Genomic DNA, 19,696 nt, shown 5'->3' with positions numbered 1-19,696 from the left:
ACGCAAGGAGATACGACCCGTGACCATCAACCTGACCGGCGCGCAGTGGTTCAAGTCGTCGCGCAGTGGTCCGGCCAACGACTGCGTCGAAGTCGCCTGACTCGAGGCCGGTCACGTCGGTGTCCGCGACTCCAAAAACCCAACCGGCCCCGCACTGATCTTCACCTCCAGCGAATGGGCCACCTTCACCACCGACATGCACGACGGCGAGTTCAACCACCCCACCACATAGCACTCCAAAACCGGGCATCCGCCGAACGCAGTCAAATGGTGGTTCAACGCTGACTGACCAGCCACCATTTGACTACCTTCGACAACTCTCGACAACGCAACCACAGCCAGTCGACCACGCCGGAAGCCGCAGGCCTGCCCGCCTGACCGCGGAAGGTAAGCCGGGTACGGCACACGACGCACCCAGCACTACACCGGCAAAACCACAGAACGCCAAGCCCTACTGGACGGCCAAACTCCGGAAGTCAGTGCAGAACAACAGGACCCACCGCCGCCCAACCAACCCGACCCCCACACCCCTTTGTTCCGGCCCACACCCCATGTCCCAGCCACATCCCGACCTGGACAACCGCTCACCATGCAACCCTGCAGGCAAACATCGAGAACACCCCTCCACCAACACATTCTCAAGCCCTCGTCTCTCGCTTTCCCTCCACAAAGACGCCCGAGAACGCAACCATAGTCCCGGCCACACCCCTTGCCCGGCCACGCGCCCACCTGGACAACCGCTCACCATGCATCCATGCAGGCAAACGCCGAGAGCGCCACTCCACCAACACATTCTCGACCGCTCGCCTCCTGCATCCCTGCACAAAGACTCCCGAGAACGCAACCACAGCCAGTCGACCACGCCGGAAGCCGCAGGCCTACCCACCTGACCGCGGAAGGTAAGCCGGGTACGGCACACGACGCACCCAGCACTGCACCGGCAAAACCACGGGACGCCAAACCATCCCGGACTCGGCAAACCCCGAAAGTCAGTGCAGAACAACAAGACCCACCACAGCCCCACCAACCGAACGCAACCCCCACACCCCTTGCCCCGGCCACGTACCGACCCGGACAACCGCTCACCATGCATCCATGCAGGCAAACATCGAGAACACCCCTCCACCAACACATTGTCGAGCCCTCTCGCATCGCCACAGGCCAAACCATTGCGAACGCAGACATCAGCGATGAGGCTTCGAAACTGCTTGCTGGACATTGTGATCCGGGTGACGAGGTGTGTGCCGTCGCCCTGAACTGGTGCCGTTCGGACCACCCTGGCACCGGGCGAGCAGCTGCTAGCGCGGGCCTAAGAATCCGGTCAGCTCGGTCGCGACAGTGGCGGGATCGTCTTCGTGGGCATTGTGTCCGGCGTCGGGGATGATTCGCAGCCGCGCGTGGGGGATCAGATGGGCGAGCGGCCGAGCCTGTGACAGGTCGACGACATGGTCGTTTTCGCCCCAGAGGATCAGCGTATCGGCTTCGATCGTGCTCGCTTCCCGCTGCACTGCGGCCAGATCGAGGTTACGCGGCTGCTTCCACATCGCGGTCCGGTTCTCGGCGCTGCTGAGCGGAGTCCAATACGTGTCCGCCAGCTCGTGGGTCAGTATCTCGGGATGCGCGTAGGCGCCGCGCAGTCCCGCCGCATAGATCTCCTCGGTCATCACCGAGGTGGCGAGTTCGCCCGCGATCGGCCGACGCATCAATTGCATGTTCACGTTGAGTTCGGTGTCGAGGACGAGTGGCGCGATGAGCGCCAAGCGATCCACCTGCTCCGGGTGTCGTGCCGCGAAATCCACTGCGACAGAACCGTTCAGGGAGTGCGCAAGGATGGACGCGTGCGTCAGTCCGACCGCGGACATGAACTGGCGCAAGGCATCCGTCATGGCCTCCACGTCGTATCCGAAGCCGCGATCGTGCAGCGTGGTGTACCCGGTGCCGGGCAGATCGACGGCGTAGACGGTGTGCTCGGCGGCGAGGGCTGGGATGATGCCGCGATAGGTGTAGGACCACATCGTGCCGCCGGGCAGAAGGATGAGGGGTGGTCCTTCGCCCGCTTTCCGGTAATGGAAACGCGCCAGCGGAGTTTCGACGCACCACCCCTCGCCGGGAAACGTCGATTCGACCACTCGGTCTCCGCTCGGTTCGGCTCGGGCCGGTGCCGCCACGCTCATCATCAGCAGGGCGGGCACTGCAACGAGCACCCGCCACCGCCGGAGCCGCCGATGCTGCGACCTGTCGACCGACATTCACTTCCTCCTTATCGTTGCCGGTCGTCGGATCAGCCTGCGGTGGTGTGGCCTTGAGCCGCCATCGCGAGGTCCTTCCACTCGGCCCAGGTCTCGAGCCGGTCGGCGTAAACCTGCGGCACGATCTGATTGCCCCCGGACCCGAAGAACACCCGCAGGGGCGGGTTGGCGGAGTCGACGACCTCGAGCAGCGCCCGGCCCGCGGCGGACGGGTCGCCGAGATCGAGCGTCTGTGCGTACGCGGCGAAGGCCTCGCGCAGACCCGTGTAGAGCGGGTCGGCCTGAGCGTGCACGGCGCCGGCGGCGCCATCGGTGGCGTAGGAGGCGGGTTCGACCAGGGTCACCTTGATGCCGAAGCCGGCGACCTCTTGGGCGAGGGATTCACTCAGACCTTCGAGGGCCCATTTGGAGGCGTGGTATGCGCCGCCGAGCGGCCATGCGGCGAGACCACCGACCGAGGAGATCTGGATGACGTGCCCCCCGCCCTGGGCGCGCAGGTACGGCAGCGCGGCTCGAGTGACCCACACCGCGCCGAACAGGTTGGTCTCCAACTGATCTCGCAATTGCTGCTCGGTCAGCTCCTCGACCGCGCCGAGCAGGCCGTAGCCCGCGTTGTTCACGATGACGTCGAGACGGCCGAAACGCTCGTCGGCGCGCTTCACTGCGTCGAAGACTCCGGCCCTGTCGGTCACATCCAGCTCCAGCGGAAGCACCGCATCGCCGTACTCGGTGACCAACTCGGCAAGGCGTTCGATATTCCGGGCGGTCGCGGCCACCATATCGCCCCGGGACAGCGCGGCCTCGACGAAGTTTCGGCCCAGGCCGCGGGAGGAACCGGTGACAAACCAGACCTTGCTCATGATGTACGTCCGTTCTTTCTGCAGTGGCGATCTCGACGGTGCGGGGCGTCCGCACCGCCGGTGTTCCGTGCTGCGCACCGAACTAACACAAGACGGCGACGACCCGATTTTCGTAACGGCACGATGGCGTGACGTGCGTCACCACCGAACGCCGGTGCTCGTGTCGGCGCGGAGGTGATCTGCATCACGAGTTGTTATGTATTGGCGGTGGTAAGCGTCTCGAGGGCATGACTGAGCACAACAGCACCACCGTGGCGAACCCGTGAGCACCACCGACGCACATGCCGAGCGATTCACCCTGTTGCGGCCGCTGCTGTTCACGATCGTCTACGAAATCCTCGGCTCCGCACTCGAATCCGACGACGTGCTGCAGGACAGCTACCTGCGGTGGGCGCAGGTGGACCTCGCGACGGTACGGGACACCAAGTCCTTTCTGGCGCAACTGGTGACCCGCCAGGCACTGGATGCCTTGCGGGCCAATGCTCGCCGCCGCGAGGATTATGTCGGCCCGTGGCTGCCCGAGCCCTTGCTGCTCACCGAGCACGATGCCGCCGCCGATATGGTGCTCGCCGAGTCGGTGTCGATGGGGATGCTCGTGCTGCTCGAATCGCTCAACCCCGATGAACGCGCGGTGTTCGTCCTGCACGAGGTATTCGGGTTCGGCTACGACGACATCGCCGCAGCGGTAAGCAAATCCGTGGCGGCGGTGCGTCAGATGGCGTACCGCGCCCGTGAATACGTTCACGCGCGGCGCAACCGGTTCGGGCCGGTCGACGCCGCTCGCACCGCCGAACTCACAGCACAGTTCATGACGGCGGCGACCACCGGCGACTTGGCGGGTCTGCTGGCGATGCTCGCACCGAATGTCACCTGGACCACCGACAGCGGCGGCAAAACCATCGCGATACGCCAGCTGGTCATGACGGGCGCAAAGCAGGTCGCCACGATTCTGATGAATCTGCTCCAGGCGGCGCAACGCAGGCCCGGCATGCGGATCGAGCCGGTGAACTGCAACAGCGAGCCTGCGGTGGCCATCTATACCGGCCACTACCTCGAAGCCGTCCTGCTACTCGAAATCGTCGATGGCTTGATAACCAACGGCTACGGCATCCGCAACCCCGACAAACTCGCCGCCCTGGCGATCGCGCGCACCATCACCCGCAATACCGGCCAGGCGTAAATGCGGTTCGAGCGCGACCAACTCGAACCTAAAGCCCCAACCCAATATTTCTCCAGGAGTGACCGACCATGATCGAACTCAGCGACCTGACCGGCGACTACGTCGTCGATACCGCCCACACCCGGATCGAATTCATCGCCCGGCACACACTGGCCACCAAGGTGCGCGGGAACTTCCGGGAGTTCGAGGGCAGCGCGCACCTGGACGCCGACGAACCGTCGAACTCGAGCGCCCACCTCACGATCCAGGCGACGAGCATCGACACCCGCAACCAGCAACGCGACGATCTGCTTGGCAGAAAGTTCCTCGGCGTCGAAGTCCATCCGACGATTACCTTCGTCTTGACCGAGGTGGAGCAGTTCGACGAGATCAACGTCAAAGTCACCGGTGACCTGACCATCCGCGGCGTCACCAGGCCGGTCACCGTGGACTTCGAACTGACCCGCACAGAGAACGACCCGCACGGCGCCCTCCGGATCGGTTTCACCGGCCGCACAACGATCAACCGCAAGGACTGGAAAGTGCACTGGAAGGCGGCCGCGGGCATGGTCAGCCCGAAGGTGAGGCTGGAGTTCGATGTCACGATCCGGAAGCTCTGAGCGGCCACCCACCGACCACACTTCGCACCGAATCCCTTGGCACCGAGTGGAAATGGAGTCACTGTGACCGACTACACGCTACGACCCATCGGATACGTCGAATCCGGGCTCACCGACCCGACCACAGCCGCGCGCCAACCCGATGAAGGCGCCCCGGAAGCCTGGCTGATCCTCGACGAGCGGTACACCCGCGCACTGGACGGCGTCACCGCCGGCACGGACCTCCTACTGCTCACCTGGCTGGACCGCGCCGACCGCGACACCCTCACCATCCACCCGCGCGGCGACGCCACTCGGGCCGTCACCGGAGTTTTCGCCACCCGCGCACCGCACCGCCCCAACCCGATCGGCCTGCACCACATCCACATCCTCACCGTCGGCGGCACCCGCATCCATGTGCGCAACCTCGAAGCCCTGCACGGCACACCGATCCTCGACCTCAAACCCCTCCTCACCCCCAACCGATGACGTGCATCCGAGTTTCAGTCATGAGTCTGCGCTGCGGGTTCCTGCCAAACGTCGGTCAGCACCTTGCCGATTTCCGCGAGTCCGTCGGCGGCGGTCATGCGCCAGTGGGTGGTCGGCACCGCGCGATTGTCCACGGCACCGTCGACGACCTCCGCCCAGATCGACGCGCCGATCGAACCGGTGGGATCGTCGAGCGCCGCGGTGAAATAGATGACGTCGCCGTGGAATCGAACGGGCTGATACGCATTGCGCAGCACGACCGAATGCACGGCCGTATCCAGCACCCGGGTGAACCGGTCGGAGCCGAAGGAGGCGAACGGTTCCGGCAGTTCGACCAGTCGCTCGGCGAGCTGTCCCCAGTCCACGTCGATGTCGAAGCCCAGGTCACCCGCCTTTTCACCGAGTAAGCCGCCGATCAACTCGGCCACCGGCACGGGTGAGCCCGCGCCTTGTGCGCGTTCGTCGGGCGGATCGGCCATATAGCTGTCCATCACCGCGAGCGTCGCCACTCGTTGTCCGGCTCGCTGTAGTTGCACCGCGATCTCGTGGGCGAAAACACCGCCCATCGACCAGCCGATGAGGTGATACGGCCCCTTCGGCTGGACCGAGCGGATCGCATCGACATAGATCGCGGCCCACTCCTCGATCGTGTCCGGCAGCACCGCCGGTGCGGCGAGTGTCGGCGCTTGGATGCCGTAGATCGGCCGGTCGGAATCGAGGTAGGCGGCCAGACCAGCGAACGACCACGCGATACCGGATACCGGATGGATGCAGAACAGCGGGTCGGCGGTACCCGTCGCACGCAGCGGCAGCACCACATCGAAGGCCACCTCACCCTCGACCTGCCCACCCGCCCGGCGGGCGAGCTCAGCCAGGAAGTCCGCCGGGGTCGGCGCGGTGAATACTCGCATCACCGGAATCTTCTCGCCGAGAAGCGAACTCAGCCGCGCGGTCAGCTTGGTGGCGATCAGTGAATTGCCGCCGCGCTCGAAGAAGTTGTCGTCCATACCGAATCGGTCGAGGTCGAGCACCTCGCCGAACGCGGCGGCGACGGTTTCCTCGATCGGTGTGGCCGGTGCGCGGTACTGCCGTGCCTCGAATGCGGGTTCGGGTAGCGCGCGCCGGTCCAGCTTGCCGTTCGGCGTCAGTGGCATGACGTCGAGCACCACGATGGCGGCGGGAACCATGTAGCCGGTGAGGAATTCGGCAACCTGAACGCGCAGCTCATCGGGATCGATGCCGGCACCGGCGGCGGGCACCACATACCCGACGAGCTGATCACCGAGACGTTCGGTCGAGCGGACCAGCACCACCGCTTGGCTCACGCCCGGGCAACGCAGCAGCGCGGATTCGATCTCACCGAGCTCGATTCGGAAGCCGCGCAATTGAACCTGTTGATCGCTGCGCCCGGCATAGGCGAGTCCGGAGTGACCCCAGCGACCGAGGTCGCCGGTGCGGTACATGCGAGATCCAGGTGCTCCGAAGGGATTCGCCACGAAACGCACCGCGGCCAGCCCCGGCCTGCCGAGGTATCCCCGGGACAGCTGGGCTCCGGCCACATAGATCTCACCCGGTGTTCCAACCGGCACCGGGTGCAGGCGCTCGTCGAGCACATATCCGTCCAAGCCGGGCAGCGCGCGTCCGATCAGACTGTCCGGACTGTCCGCGATCTGTTTGTCCAGCGCCAGGAACGATACGTGCACGGTGGTTTCGGTAATGCCGTACATATTGACCAGGCGCGGTGCATCCGCGTCATGCCGCTCGTACCAGCGCCGCAACTGACGCAGATCCAGCGCCTCACCACCGAATACGACATGTCGCAGCGCGAATTCGCGGTCGGACTCGGCCCGATCGGCCTCGATGAGCTGGTAGAACGCCGACGGCGTCTGGTTCAGCACCGTCACCCGTTCGCGAATCAGCAACTCGCGGAACAACTCCGGTGCCCGCGAGGTCGCATAGTCGACCACGACCACCGCGCCGCCGGTGGCCAGCGCACACCACAGCTCCCACACCGAGAAGTCGAACGCGAAGGAGTGGAACAGCGTCCACACATCGGTCTCGTCGAAGCCGAACAGCGGCTGGGTGTTCGCGCACAGCTCGATCACATTGCGATGCGCGACACCAACGCCCTTCGGCACGCCCGTCGAACCCGAGGTGTAGATGACGTAGGCGAGATGGTCCGGAAGCAGCGGTGTGATTCGGTCGGCATCGCTGACCGGACGGTCATCGAATTCCGTTGTCTCTTCGAGCAATATCACCGGCAGCTCACCAACCGGCACATCGGCCCGCTGCTCCGCAGTCGTGAGCACACAGACCGGAACCGCATCCGAGAGCACGAAGGCCAGCCGCTGCGCCGGATAGGTGATATCGATCGGCAGATACGCCGCACCCGCGATGAGCACACCGAGCAATGCGACCGGCAACTCTTCGGTGCGCGGAACCGCAACGGCCACCAGCGATTCCGGTCCGGCACCGGCGGCAATGAGCGCCCTGGCCACCCGGTTGGCCCGCTGCCGCAGTTCAGCGAAACTCAGTGCCGCATCGCCGAAACGGACCGCCACCGCATCGGGCCTGCGCCGGGCCTGATCGGCGATCAGTTCGGGCAGTGTCGCGGCGGGCACCCACGCACCGCGCGAGTTCCATTCGTGCAGAACTCTGGTGCGTTCGCTCGGTCCGAGCAGCTCGATATCGCCGACGGTCACGGCGGCATCGGCGACGACCGCGGTGAGGATTCGAGCGAACCGATCGGCGAAGCCCTGTACGGTCACGGCGTCGAACAGGTCTGTCGCATAGCTGAATTCGGCCAGCACGCCCTGGGTTTCACCGCGCGGTCCGATCCGCTCGTTCAGCGAAAGCCGCAGGTCAACGGTGAGCGGATCCGTCGCCACGGTGTTGCCCATCGCGACTTGGAACAGCGGATGTCTGCCGGTCACCTGGACCGGGTCGAGCACCTCGACGAGTTGCGCGAACGGCACATCGGCGTACGCGAATGCGGCGGCGTCGACCGAACCGACTTCGGCCAGCAGTTCATCGAAGGTCGCGCTCGGGTCGTATTCGGTACGCAGCACCACAGTGTTGTCGAAGGTTGTCCCCGAGGCTGGAGTACCGGCGGCGGCCGGACCGACCGCGACGCCCATTTCATCGAAGGTTGTCCCCGACGCCTGTACACCGATTGCGATATCGCTCATGCCGGCCAACCGCGCCAACAACACCGCGAAAGCCGCATGCGCCACCACGAATACCGAGGTATTCCTGGATTCGGCAAGCCGACGCAGTTCGTGGTGCAGGTGCACGCCGATTTGCAGCGCGACCTGCCCACCGATATATGAGGGCACGGTCGAACGCGGACGATCCATCGGCAGCGTCAACTCATCCGGCAGCCCTGCCAGCGTGGTGCGCCAGTATCGAACCTGACTGAGTACATCGGGGCCAACACCGTCACGCACCGCTGCTACCGAATCCGCAGTGACGAGTTCACCGAGCACAGTGCGCAACCGCTGGGTCAGCGCCAGCGCCGCCGAATCCGCGACGGCATCGCCGCGATACAGCACCTCCACTCGCAGCTCAGCACCCAGTTCCGCCCGGACGGTAACCGGATAGTGGGTGTTGTCGACCGAACTGACACCACTGACCACCAGCCCATCGACGGCATTGCCCGCCTGCCGCAGGCCGTCGGCGTCGATCGGATACGACTCGTAGGCCACCAGCGTGTCGAACAACTCGCTGCCGCCCGCGATCGCTTGGACGTCGGCCAGCCCGAGATAGTGATGCTCCAGCAGCGCCGCCTGCTCGCCTTGCAACTCGGTGAGCAGCTGCGAAACCGTTGTCGCCGAATCGAATCGAACGCGCACCGGAATGGTGTTCACGAACAGGCCGACCATCGCGTCGACGCCGTCGAGCTGCGGGGGACGTCCCGAAACGGTGACGCCGAAGACGACATCGTCACGGTCGGTGATACCGGCGACGACCACGCCCCACGCCGCCTGCAACACGGTATTGACGGTGACCTCGGTCGCCGCGGCGAAGGCCGTCAGCGCGGCCGTCTCGGACGCCGACAGTTCGAATGCCGACCTGCCGAATCCATTGTCCGGCACCGCAGGTCGCACCAGCGCGGGCGCAAGCAGCGTCGGCGCGACCGTGGTCAGCGCGGTTTCCCACGCGCGCAGTGTGGCTTCGCGATCCTGCCGCGACAGCCACGTCAGATAGTCGCGGTACGGCCGCAACCCGGGCAGCAGCGCGGTATCGCTCCTGGTCGCGTAGAGGATCAGCAGATCCTTCATCAGCAGCGGCATCGACCAGCCGTCGAGCAGGATGTGATGCGCTGTCAATACGAGGTGGGTGTGCCCGGATACGGTGCGGTACACCGTGAATCGCAGCAGCGGTGCCAGCGCGGAATCGAATCCGGTGCGCTGGTCGGCGACGAGCAGATCGGGCAGTTCGGCATCGGCCACCTCGGTGACCACGCGCCACGGCACCCGGACACCGTCGGCAATGAGCTGCACCGGTTTGCCGTTCGCACCGAAAGTGAAGGCGCTGCGGAGATTCGCGTGCCGGTCCAGCACCGCCTGTGCGGCGCGGCGCAGACGCTCGAGTTCGAATTCGCCCGAGAGTTCGACCGCCACCTGAATGACATAGGGATCCACCGACTCCGCCAGCATTTCCATCAGGAACAGCAGGCCGGTTTGCAGCGGCGAAAGCGGCAGAACGTCGACCAGACCCGGGTAGTTCGCCCGCCAGGTGTCGAGTTCGTGCTGGGTGGTCGATACGAGCGGCACATCCGACGGAGTGAGACCACCGGCGGCCGGGTCGGCTACGTGTCCGGCTACTGCCGTGAGCGCGGTCAGCCAGTCATCCGCCAGTTCCTGTACTGCCGCCGCGTCGAGGATTTCACCGGCGTACTTGAACACCACATCCATCCGCGGTCCGGTATCGGTATCGACGACGATCGCATTGATATCGACCACCGCCGACGCGGGCAGCGCCGGATCCTGGCCGTCGTCGAGGTCACCCAGATCGCCGGACGGCAGCCATCCCGGATCGGTCAGCCCCGCCGATTCGCCGGTGGACACCCGGCCCAGGTAGTTGAAGCCGATCTGCCCGATATCACCGGCCAGCGCAGCGGCCGTGCCCGAATTCAGTTGGCGCAGCAGGCCGAAGCCGATGCCCCGATCCGGAACCGCGAGCAATTGCTCCTTCACCGACCGCAGCACCGCCGCGGTCTCCTCGGCAACGTCGCTCAGATCGAGCGCCACCGGGTACACACTGGTGAACCAGCCGATCGTGCGCGTCAGATCGGCACCAGGCACGGTCGCTTCTTCACGGCCGTGACCCTCGAGTCGAATCCTGGTGACCGTGGCGTCGATCCCGCGGCGCGCCCGCCAGGCCCGCACCGCCATGGCCAGCGCGGCGAGCAGACCGTCGTTGACACCGCCCCGGTACAGCGCGGGCACGGTGGTCAGTACCGCATCGGCGACTTCGACCGGCACCTCGACCGTCAACTGACGCACCGTCGCATGGGTATCGACCGCGGGATCGAGCGCACGCGAACCGAGCAAGGGATCCGGTGTCGCCAGCACAGTGCGCCAGTAGTCGAGCTCGGCCATTCGCGACGGCGAGCCCGCCGCCTCCACCAGACCGTGTGCCCAACGCCGGAACGATGTTCCGACCGGCGGCAACGCAATGGCCATCCCGGCGGAACGCTGTGCCCATGCGGTGATGAGGTCCGGGATCAGAATCCGCCACGACACACCATCGATCACATAGTGATGCGCCGCGACGACCAGCAGATCGCGAGCATTCGACCTGCGCAACCAACTGAACGCGACCATCCGGCCCGCAGCCGGATCCAGTGCGGCCAGCGCGGAAACCATGGCGGCGTTGCCGATTCGGTTGAGCTCGGCCTCGTCGGGAACGTCCCTCTCGGACACCAGGGCCTCGAGGGTGCCCGGCGCGGCGACCTGCTGCCACCACCGGCCGTCGACCTGCCATACCCGCGCGCGCAACATGTCGTGGTGGTCGAGTACAGCCGTGAGCGTAGCGGCCAGTCCGGTGCGATCGATCCCCTCCGGCAGCGCGAGCACGAGGGTCTGCGCGAATCGGCCGAACGAACCGTTGTCGAGGAAGCCCGCGAGCACCGGCGTGAGCGGGATATCGCCGACACCGCCACCGGGCAGCTCGGCCAGCGCCACCGGCGCGGGATCCGTGCCGAGCACCGCGACCCTGGCCAATCCGGCGACGGTCTTCTGCTCGAAGACATCGCGCGGGGTGAAGCCGATTCCGACCGCCTTGGCCCGCGAAACCAACTGGATCGAGACGATGCTGTCGCCGCCGATGGCGAAGAACGAGTCATCGGCTCCCACCAGCCGCACGCCGAGAACCTGCGCGAACAGTTCGGCGATCCGCGATTCCAGCGGGCCGGACGGCGCCCGCGACACCGTGGCGGTGAACTGCGGCTCGGGCAGCGCGTTGCGGTCGAGCTTGCCATTGGTGGTCAGCGGCACCTCGTCGAGAACGACGATGGCCGAAGGCACCATATGCGAAGGCAGTACCCGCGCCGCGAATTCCGTGAGTCGGTCCGCGTCGACAACACGATCCGCCACGCGACGCACATACGACACCAGTACCGTTGCGCCAGCGGCGGTTTCGTGGCCGAGGGTGACCGCGAATTCGACATCCTCGTGACCGCCGAGCACCGCATCGATCTCACCGAGTTCGACACGGAAGCCGCGAACCTTCACCTGGAAGTCGCTACGCCCCACATAATCCAGCTCCCATGCCCCGGCCGGAGTCGCATACCAGCGGACCAGGTCGCCGGTGCGGTACATCCGGGCACCCGGCTCGCCCCACGGGTTGGCGATGAAACGTTCCGCGGACAGCCCGGCTCGGTTGCGGTAACCGCGGGCCAGCGCGCCGCCCGCCAGATACAGCTCACCCGTCACCCCGGGCGGTACCGGATTCAGCCGCCCGTCCAGCACCAGTGCGGACATGCCGCGCACGGGCGTGCCGATCGTAATGTGCTGTTCCGCAATCAATTCCGCATAGGACGAGATAATCGTGGTCTCGGTCGGGCCGTAGCCGTTGTAGTACCTGCGACCGGGCTGCCACTTGGCCAGCAGTTCCGGTGTGGTGACATCGCCACCGACGGAAAGCATCTCGAGGTCGTCGAGGCCGGTGGGGTCCACTGTGCCGAGGACCGCCGGTGTGATGATCGCGTGCGTCACCCGTTCCGCGCGCAGCAGCTCACCGAGTTCGGGCCCGCCCGGCACGCTGGACGGCACGATCACCAATGTCGCGCCGACCGAGAAGGCGCACAGCCATTCCAGTACCGACGGGTCGAAGCTCGGCGCGCAGATATGCAGGAAGCGGCGGGTCGGCTCCAGCCGGTACAGCTCGATCGCATGCGCGAGCAGGCCGCCGAGTCCGGCGTGGGTCACCGTGACGCCCTTGGGCACACCGGTCGAGCCCGAGGTGTAGATGACGTAGGCCGGGTGGTGCAGACGCAGCGGAACGATCCGGTCGGCATCGGTGATCGGCGCGGCGGACCGGTTGGCGCACAACGCTTCCGTCGTGGAATCGTCGAGCGCGAGCCACGGCACGTCATCGGGGAGGTCGCCGAGGTACTCGGTGGCGGTCAGTCCGACGACCGGGGCCGAGTCGGTCAGCAGGTACCGGATCCGTTCCAGCGGATGGTTCGGATCGATCGGCACATGTGCGCCACCGGCCTTAGCGACGGCCAAGACCGCGGCGACCATCACGTAGGAGCGCGGCAAGGCCAGCGCGACAAGGCTTTCCGGGCCGACACCACGCTCGATCAGGACCCTGGCCAACCGCGACGAGTACCGGTCGAGTTCGCGGTAGCTGATCGACCGGCCCGCATACCGGACAGCGACACGGTCCGCACCGTGGCGCAGTCCGCGCAACAGCAGATCGGGCAGCAGCCCACCCGCCATCACATGATCCGGCTGCACCCGGGTCAGGGATTCGACCTCGGAGTCGGCCAACAGCGGCAGATCACCCACCGGTGTTTCCGTGTTCGCGACAATCGCGGTGAGCAACCGCACGAATCGATCCGCGAAGACGCGCACCGTCACGTCATCGAAAAGGTCGCGCGCATAGGTGAACGCGGCGAACATGCCCGAAGCCGACTCGCGGATCGCCAGCGACAGATCGAATTTCTCGGTGATGAGATCGAAATCCACCGGGGCGACCTGCAATCCGGGCAGCTCGAACGAGTTGTCGGGCAGGTTCTCGAACGAGAGCGCCACCTGGAACAGCGGATGCCGTGCCGTCGACCGTTCCGGTTCGAGCAGATCCACCAAACGCTCGAACGGTATGTCCGCATGTGCGAAGGCCTGTAGGTCCACATCCTTGGCGTGTGCCAGTAGCTCGGCGAAGGTGCTGTCACCCGATACCTCGGTGCGCAGCACAAGCGTATTGACGAACATGCCGATGACATCGTCGAGTTCGGCCTCGCCACGTCCGGCGACCGGCGTTCCGATGGCGATATCGTCGGTGCCCGACAGGCGCGCCAGCAGTACCGCCAGCGCGGCGTGAACCACCATGAACAGGGTCGCATTGTGCTCGCGGGCCAATCGCAGCAGCGCGGCTTGCAACTGCGCGTCGATCGGGATATCGCACCTGCCGCCGACGAACGACGGGACGGCGGGCCGAATCCGATCCGACGGCAGGTTCAGCTCATCCGGCAGCTCGGCCAGTGCCTGTCGCCAATACGACACCTGCTGTCCGGCAAGCGAATCCGGATCTGATTCCGAGCCGAGTACGGCCCGCTGCCACAGCGCGAAGTCCGCGTATTGCACCGGCAATGGCGTCCACGTGGGCGCGGATCCGCCGGTGCGCGCGATATAGGCCAGCATCAGGTCGCGGGTCAGCGGCCCCATGGACCAGCCATCGGCACTGATGTGATGAGCCACGAGCACCAGCACATAGTCACCGTCGCAACGCAATAATTCGGCACGCACCGGCACTTCGGCGGTCACATCGAACCCGGCACCGACCAGCTCGACGATTCGATCCCGCAGCTCATCAACACTGATATCGACGACTGCCAGGTCCGGAATCGCCTGCCCCACAGGCAGAATCACCTGATACGCGATACCGTCGCGAGACGGATACACGGTGCGCAGCACCTCGTGCCTGGCCACCACATCTGCGACCGCCAATCGCAGTGCATCGATATCCAGTGCACCGGACAGTCGCACCGCGACCGGCACGTTGTACGCGGCCGATGCGGTATCGAATTGGTTCAGGAACCACATTCGCTGCTGTGCCAGCGACAATGGCACCCGATCCGGTCGTGTACCCGCAGCCAATGCCAGTCGCCGACCGGAGCCGACCCCATGCTCCACCCGGACCGCCAGTGCTGCGACGGTGGTCGCCTCGAACAACACCCGCACCGGTACCTGTGTATCCAGCGCAGCGCCCAGGCGCGCCGCCACCTGGGTTGCGATCAGCGAATTGCCGCCGAGCGCGAAGAAGTCGTCATCGATACCGACCCGATCAACCCCGAGCACATCCGCGAACACCCCGGCGACGATCTCCTCGATCGGCGTCGACGGCGCACGGAAGACCTGGGTCTCGAACTCGGGCGCGGGCAATGCCTTTCGATCCAGCTTGCCGTTGACGGTGCGCGGCAGCGCGGCCAGGACCACATAGGCGGCAGGCACCATATAGGAGGGCAGCACACGCGCGATCGCCGACTTCACCTGTGCCACATCGATATCGACGCCCACCAGATACGCGACGAGCCGATCACCGGTCCGCTGATCGGCATCCGCGATAACCGCGGCCTGCGCGATCTCAGGCAACGCGGCCAACGCTGCCTCGATCTCACCCAACTCGATCCGGAAACCACGGATCTTCACCTGGAAGTCGGTGCGACCGCGATACTCCAACTCACCGGCTACATTCCAAGCCACGAGGTCACCGGTGCGGTACATCCGTGCACCGGACTCGAACGGATTCGCCACGAACCGCTCCGCGGTCAGATCGACCCGGCCGAAGTAGCCGCGCGCCAATTGCGCACCGGCCAGGTACAACTCACCCGAAACGCCAACCGGCACCGGACGCAACCGCGAATCCAGCACGTAGACACGACTGTTCCACTCCGGCGCACCGATCGACACCGACGCCGCATCCACATCGGTCACCCGATGGCTGGTGACCGACACCGCCGCCTCGGTCGGGCCGTACAGGTTGAACAGTTCCTTCTGTGGATAGGTGTCCCGGAATCGCTGTGCCAGCCCCGCGGGCAATGCCTCACCGATGACCAGCACTCGCCGCAAGGTGAACGGCAGCCGACCGGTCAACAGCGCGTCCAGCATCGACGGCACCACATGCAGGGTGGTCACCGACTCCCGCGCCATCAGATCGTTCAGATAATCCGGGTCGCGATGCCCGTCCGGGTGGGCCAGCACCAATCGCCCACCGAATACGGCCGCCGACCAGAACTCCCACACCGACAGATCGAAGGTGGCTGCCGTCTTCAGCAGCACCGCATCGCCAGGTCCGAGCACGAATTCGCCGGTCTTCCACAGCAATTGGTTGACGATCGCGGCATGCGACACCGCGACCCCCTTCGGCCGCCCCGTCGAACCCGACGTGAAGATCACATACGCGGTATTCGCCGCGCGCAGCGGCCTTACCCGCTCACCATCGATGATCGGTGTCTCGGCGAGCCAACCGAGGTCGAGCCGGTCCAGTCGCACGACCGGCGCCAGCGCGGTGTCGAAACCCGCTGCCGCGTTGGTCAATACGCAGACCGGTGCCGCGGCACCCAGAATGTAGTCGGTCCGCGCGGCGGCCTGGTCCGGATCCACCGGCACATATGCGGCACCGGCCTTGGCCACCGCGTACATCGCGACAACCAGGTCCACCGAGCGGCGGAAGGCGAGCACCACCCGCGACTCCGGCCCGACGCCCCGCGAAATCAGATGCCGCGCAAGACGATTCACCCGTGCATCTAGCTCGGCATAGGTTACCGGTTCGCCGTCCGCGCCCATAAGTGCCACCCCGCCCGGTGTGGCGGCCACAGTCGCATCCAGAAGCGACACCAGCGTCGCCGACGCATCCACCGCATGGTCGGTCGCATTGCGACCGGAGACCAGCTCGGTCCGTTCCGCAGCGTCGAGCAGTTCCAGCTCACCGACGACGGTGCGCGGTGCGGCGGCGATCTCGCCGAGCAAGCGCGCGAACCGGGCTACGAAGCTTTGAACCGTCCGCTCGTCGAACAGATCGTGCGCGTACGTGACGGCACCGGTGATACCCGCGGGCTGCCCCGTCTCGTCGTAGTGATCGCCGATGATCCAGTGCAGATCGAACTGCGATACCGCGGCATCGAAGTCCACCGCCGCGACGGTCAGTCCGGGCAGCTCCAAACTCGTCGCGGCAAGATTCTGGAACGACAATCCCACCTGGAACAGCGGATGCCGCGCGGTCGAGCGAACCGGATTGAGCACCTCCACTAGCCGTTCGAACGGCACATCGGCATTGGCGAAGGCCCCGAGATCCGTCTCGCGCTGCCTCGCGAGCAGTTCGATGAAGGGTGCGGATTCATCGACCCGGGTCCGGAACACCAGGGTATTGACGAACATGCCGATCAGCTCGTCGAGCGCCGCCTCACCGCGACCGGCCATGGGCGTACCGACGGCAATGTCATCGGTACCCGACAACCGGGCCAGCAGAACCGCCAATGCCGCGTGCACGACCATGAACAGCGTCGCGCCCTCGGCGCGCGCCATTTCGGCCAGCGCACGGTGGGTTTCGGCATCGATGCGCACCGGAACCTTGCCACCGGCGAAGGACTGCACCGGTGGCCGCGGCCGATCCGTCGGCAGATCGAGCTGATCGGGCAGTTCCGCGAGTGCGTCCCGCCAGTAGGCAATCTGTCCGGCCGACAGCGACTCCGGATCGTCCTCACTGCCCAGCAGTTCGCGCTGCCAGATGCTGTAATCCGCGTATTGCACCGGCAGCGGTGTCCAGCCGGGCACGGAACCGGCCGAGCGTGCGGCGTAGGCGGTCATCAGGTCGCGCGTCAGCGGTCCCATCGAGGTGCCGTCACCGGCGATATGGTGCACCACCAGCGCCAATACGAATTCGGCAGGCGCGTCCTCGACCTCGAACAAGCCGACCCGCAGCGGCACCTCGGCGGTCACATCGAAGGTCGTCGAAAGCAACTCGCGCACGGCGGACTCGAGCTGCTCGGCGGCAACTGTCTGGACCGTCAGCTCGGGAAGCGATTGGTCCGTGGGCAAAATCAGCTGCACCGGCCCGGCATCGGTGTTCGGATAAATCGTCCGCAGGACCTCATGTCGCGCAACCAGATCCGCGACCGCCGCCCGCAGCGCGGTCACATCCAGCGCACCGCTCAATCGCACCGCGATCGGGATGTTGTATGCCGCCGATCCGGTATCGAACCGATTCAGGAACCACATCCGCTGCTGGGCGAGCGACAGCGGAATCGCCTCCGGACGCGGACCGGCAACCAATGCCTTGCGGTCACCCGACCCCGCGTGTTCCGCCACCGCGGCGGCCAGTCCGGCCACGGTCGGCGTCTCGAAAAGCAGACGCACCGGAATCCTGGCATCCAGCGCGGCACCGAGGCGCGCCATCAGCTGGGTGCCGATCAGCGAGTTGCCGCCGAGTTCGAAGAAGTCGTCATCGGCGCCGACCGGCACGTCGAGCGCAAGAACGTCGGCGACCAGTTCGGCGACTACCGGCTCGATCGCACCCGACGGCGCTCGGAAAGTCTTGGTGCGCAACTGCGGTGCCGGCAGCGCCCGCCGATCCAGCTTGCCGACCGGAGTCAGCGGGATCTCATCGATCTCCATAATGGCGCTCGGCACCATATGGGCGGGCAGTTTGCTTGCGGCCCACTGGGTCAGTTCCGTCGTATCGATGGCAACACCATCGACCGCGTGCACATACGACACCAGAATCGTCGCACCGCTGTCCTGTTCGTGACCGATGGTGACCACGAAATCGACGCCGTCGTGCGCGGCGAGCACCGCATCGATCTCACCTAGTTCGATGCGGAAACCACGGATCTTCACCTGGAAATCATTGCGCCCCAGATACTCCAGCTCCCGCTCCGCCGTCCAGCGCACCAGATCACCGGTGCGGTAGAGCCGCGCACCCGGCTCACCGAACGGATCGGCCACGAACCGAGCGGCGGTCAGACCCGGTCGTTCGTGATAGCCGCGAGCCACCTGCGCACCGGAAATATAGAGTTCGCCGACGACCCGGCCCGGCACCGGCGCGAGTTCCTCGTCCAGCACATATTCGGTGATCCCGCGGATCGGCCCACCGATGGTCACCGGTTCGCCCGGCACCAGCGGTGCGCTGATATTCGTCATGATCGTGGTCTCGGTCGGACCGTATCCATTGAAGAATTCCCGGGTGCGTCCATCCGCGATCGGTAATACCCAGCGCTGCACCAACTCCGGTGGGCAGGCCTCACCACCCGCGACCACGACGCGCAACTCGTCCAGTCCCTCGGCAGGCAGCGACGCGAGCGCGGCGGGGGTGATGAAGGCGTGCGTCACCCGCTCCCGGCGCAGCAGTGCGGCCAGTTCCGCGCCGCCGTACACCGTCGGTGCGGCGACAACCATGGTCGCGCCCCGGCTCAACGCAAGCAGCAACTCCAGGACCGATGCGTCGAAGGAGGGCGAGGCGAAATGCAGTGTGCGCGAATCGGAAGTCAGCGTATAGCGTTCGCGCTGCTCATCACAGAAATTCGACAGGCCGGCCTGAGTGAGGACCACTCCCTTGGGCTTTCCGGTCGATCCGGAGGTGTAGATGACATAGGCCGGATGCTCGGCACGCAATTGCCGGATCCGATCCGTGTAGGTGATCGGTTCCGCCGAATATGCCGCGATGTCCGCGGTATCGATGGCGAGCCATTCCGGCCCGTCGGGCAGGTCCACCGCCGCGACGGTGAGGCCGAATGCCGCACCGGAATCCGACAGCATGTGCGCAACGCGATCGGCGGGATAGTTCGGGTCGACGGGCACGAATCCGGCACCGGCCTTGGCGATCGCCCACACTGCGACAATCGATTCCACCGACCGCGGAATACCGACCGCGACCAAATCCTCCGGGCCGATGCCGCGCTCGATCAGCAAGCGCGCCAAGCGGTTCGACCGATCATCGAGTTCGGCATAACTCAACTGCGCCAATATCGCTGTGGCATCGGCGAAGATGACCGCGGCTCCGGCCGGATCGGCCTCGACGGCAGTGGTCAGCAATTGCGGCAGTGTCTTGATCCGCGGGCGTCGAGTCCGGTTGGGCCGCTCGCGATTCGGCCGCGTCATGCGCCGAACCCCT

The 19,696-nt window shown here is 65.8% G+C and carries 6 protein-coding genes and 1 pseudogene; 4 read left to right on the top strand and 3 right to left on the bottom strand.

All coding sequences use genetic code 11. The features are described from left to right. The first annotated feature begins 19 nt into the window (after nucleotides 1-19). A pseudogene (locus ACFYOW_RS43850) lies at nucleotides 20-232 on the top strand (DUF397 domain-containing protein). A gap of 1,066 nt (nucleotides 233-1,298) precedes the next feature. Here the strand turns inward: ACFYOW_RS43850 and ACFYOW_RS43845 are convergent. Continuing rightward, nucleotides 1,299-2,249 (bottom strand): alpha/beta fold hydrolase, encoded by a 951-nt coding sequence (locus ACFYOW_RS43845; protein ID WP_387297071.1) that lies wholly within the window; start codon nucleotides 2,247-2,249, stop codon nucleotides 1,299-1,301. A gap of 32 nt (nucleotides 2,250-2,281) precedes the next feature. Further along, entirely contained in the window at nucleotides 2,282-3,112 is an 831-nt protein-coding gene (locus tag ACFYOW_RS43840) for an SDR family NAD(P)-dependent oxidoreductase (protein ID WP_387297105.1), read from the bottom strand. A gap of 259 nt (nucleotides 3,113-3,371) precedes the next feature. Here ACFYOW_RS43840 and sigJ point away from each other — a divergent pair, with 259 nt between their 5' ends. The 3 genes from sigJ (at nucleotide 3,372) to tsaA (ending at nucleotide 5,356) form a co-directional block, all read left to right on the top strand. Then, nucleotides 3,372-4,289: an RNA polymerase sigma factor SigJ gene (gene sigJ, locus ACFYOW_RS43835; protein WP_387297069.1), complete on the top strand. Its 918-nt coding sequence runs from the start codon at nucleotides 3,372-3,374 to the stop codon at nucleotides 4,287-4,289. Between the two features lie 68 nt (nucleotides 4,290-4,357). Next, nucleotides 4,358-4,888 (top strand): YceI family protein, encoded by a 531-nt coding sequence (locus ACFYOW_RS43830; RefSeq protein ID WP_387297067.1) that lies wholly within the window; start codon nucleotides 4,358-4,360, stop codon nucleotides 4,886-4,888. A 63-nt stretch (nucleotides 4,889-4,951) separates the two neighbouring features. Next, a complete protein-coding gene (gene tsaA, locus ACFYOW_RS43825) occupies nucleotides 4,952-5,356 on the top strand; it encodes a tRNA (N6-threonylcarbamoyladenosine(37)-N6)-methyltransferase TrmO (protein ID WP_387297065.1) in 405 nt (134 codons plus the stop codon). A 14-nt stretch (nucleotides 5,357-5,370) separates the two neighbouring features. Here tsaA and ACFYOW_RS43820 read toward each other — a convergent pair whose 3' ends face one another. Continuing rightward, a complete protein-coding gene (locus ACFYOW_RS43820; RefSeq protein ID WP_387297103.1) occupies nucleotides 5,371-19,539 on the bottom strand; it encodes an amino acid adenylation domain-containing protein in 14,169 nt (4,722 codons plus the stop codon). Between the last annotated feature and the right edge of the window lie 157 nt (nucleotides 19,540-19,696).

This window comes from Nocardia sp. NPDC006982 (assembly GCF_042869435.1).
Taxonomy (GTDB): domain Bacteria; phylum Actinomycetota; class Actinomycetes; order Mycobacteriales; family Mycobacteriaceae; genus Nocardia.
This window is presented reverse-complemented; position numbering and strand designations above follow the sequence as displayed.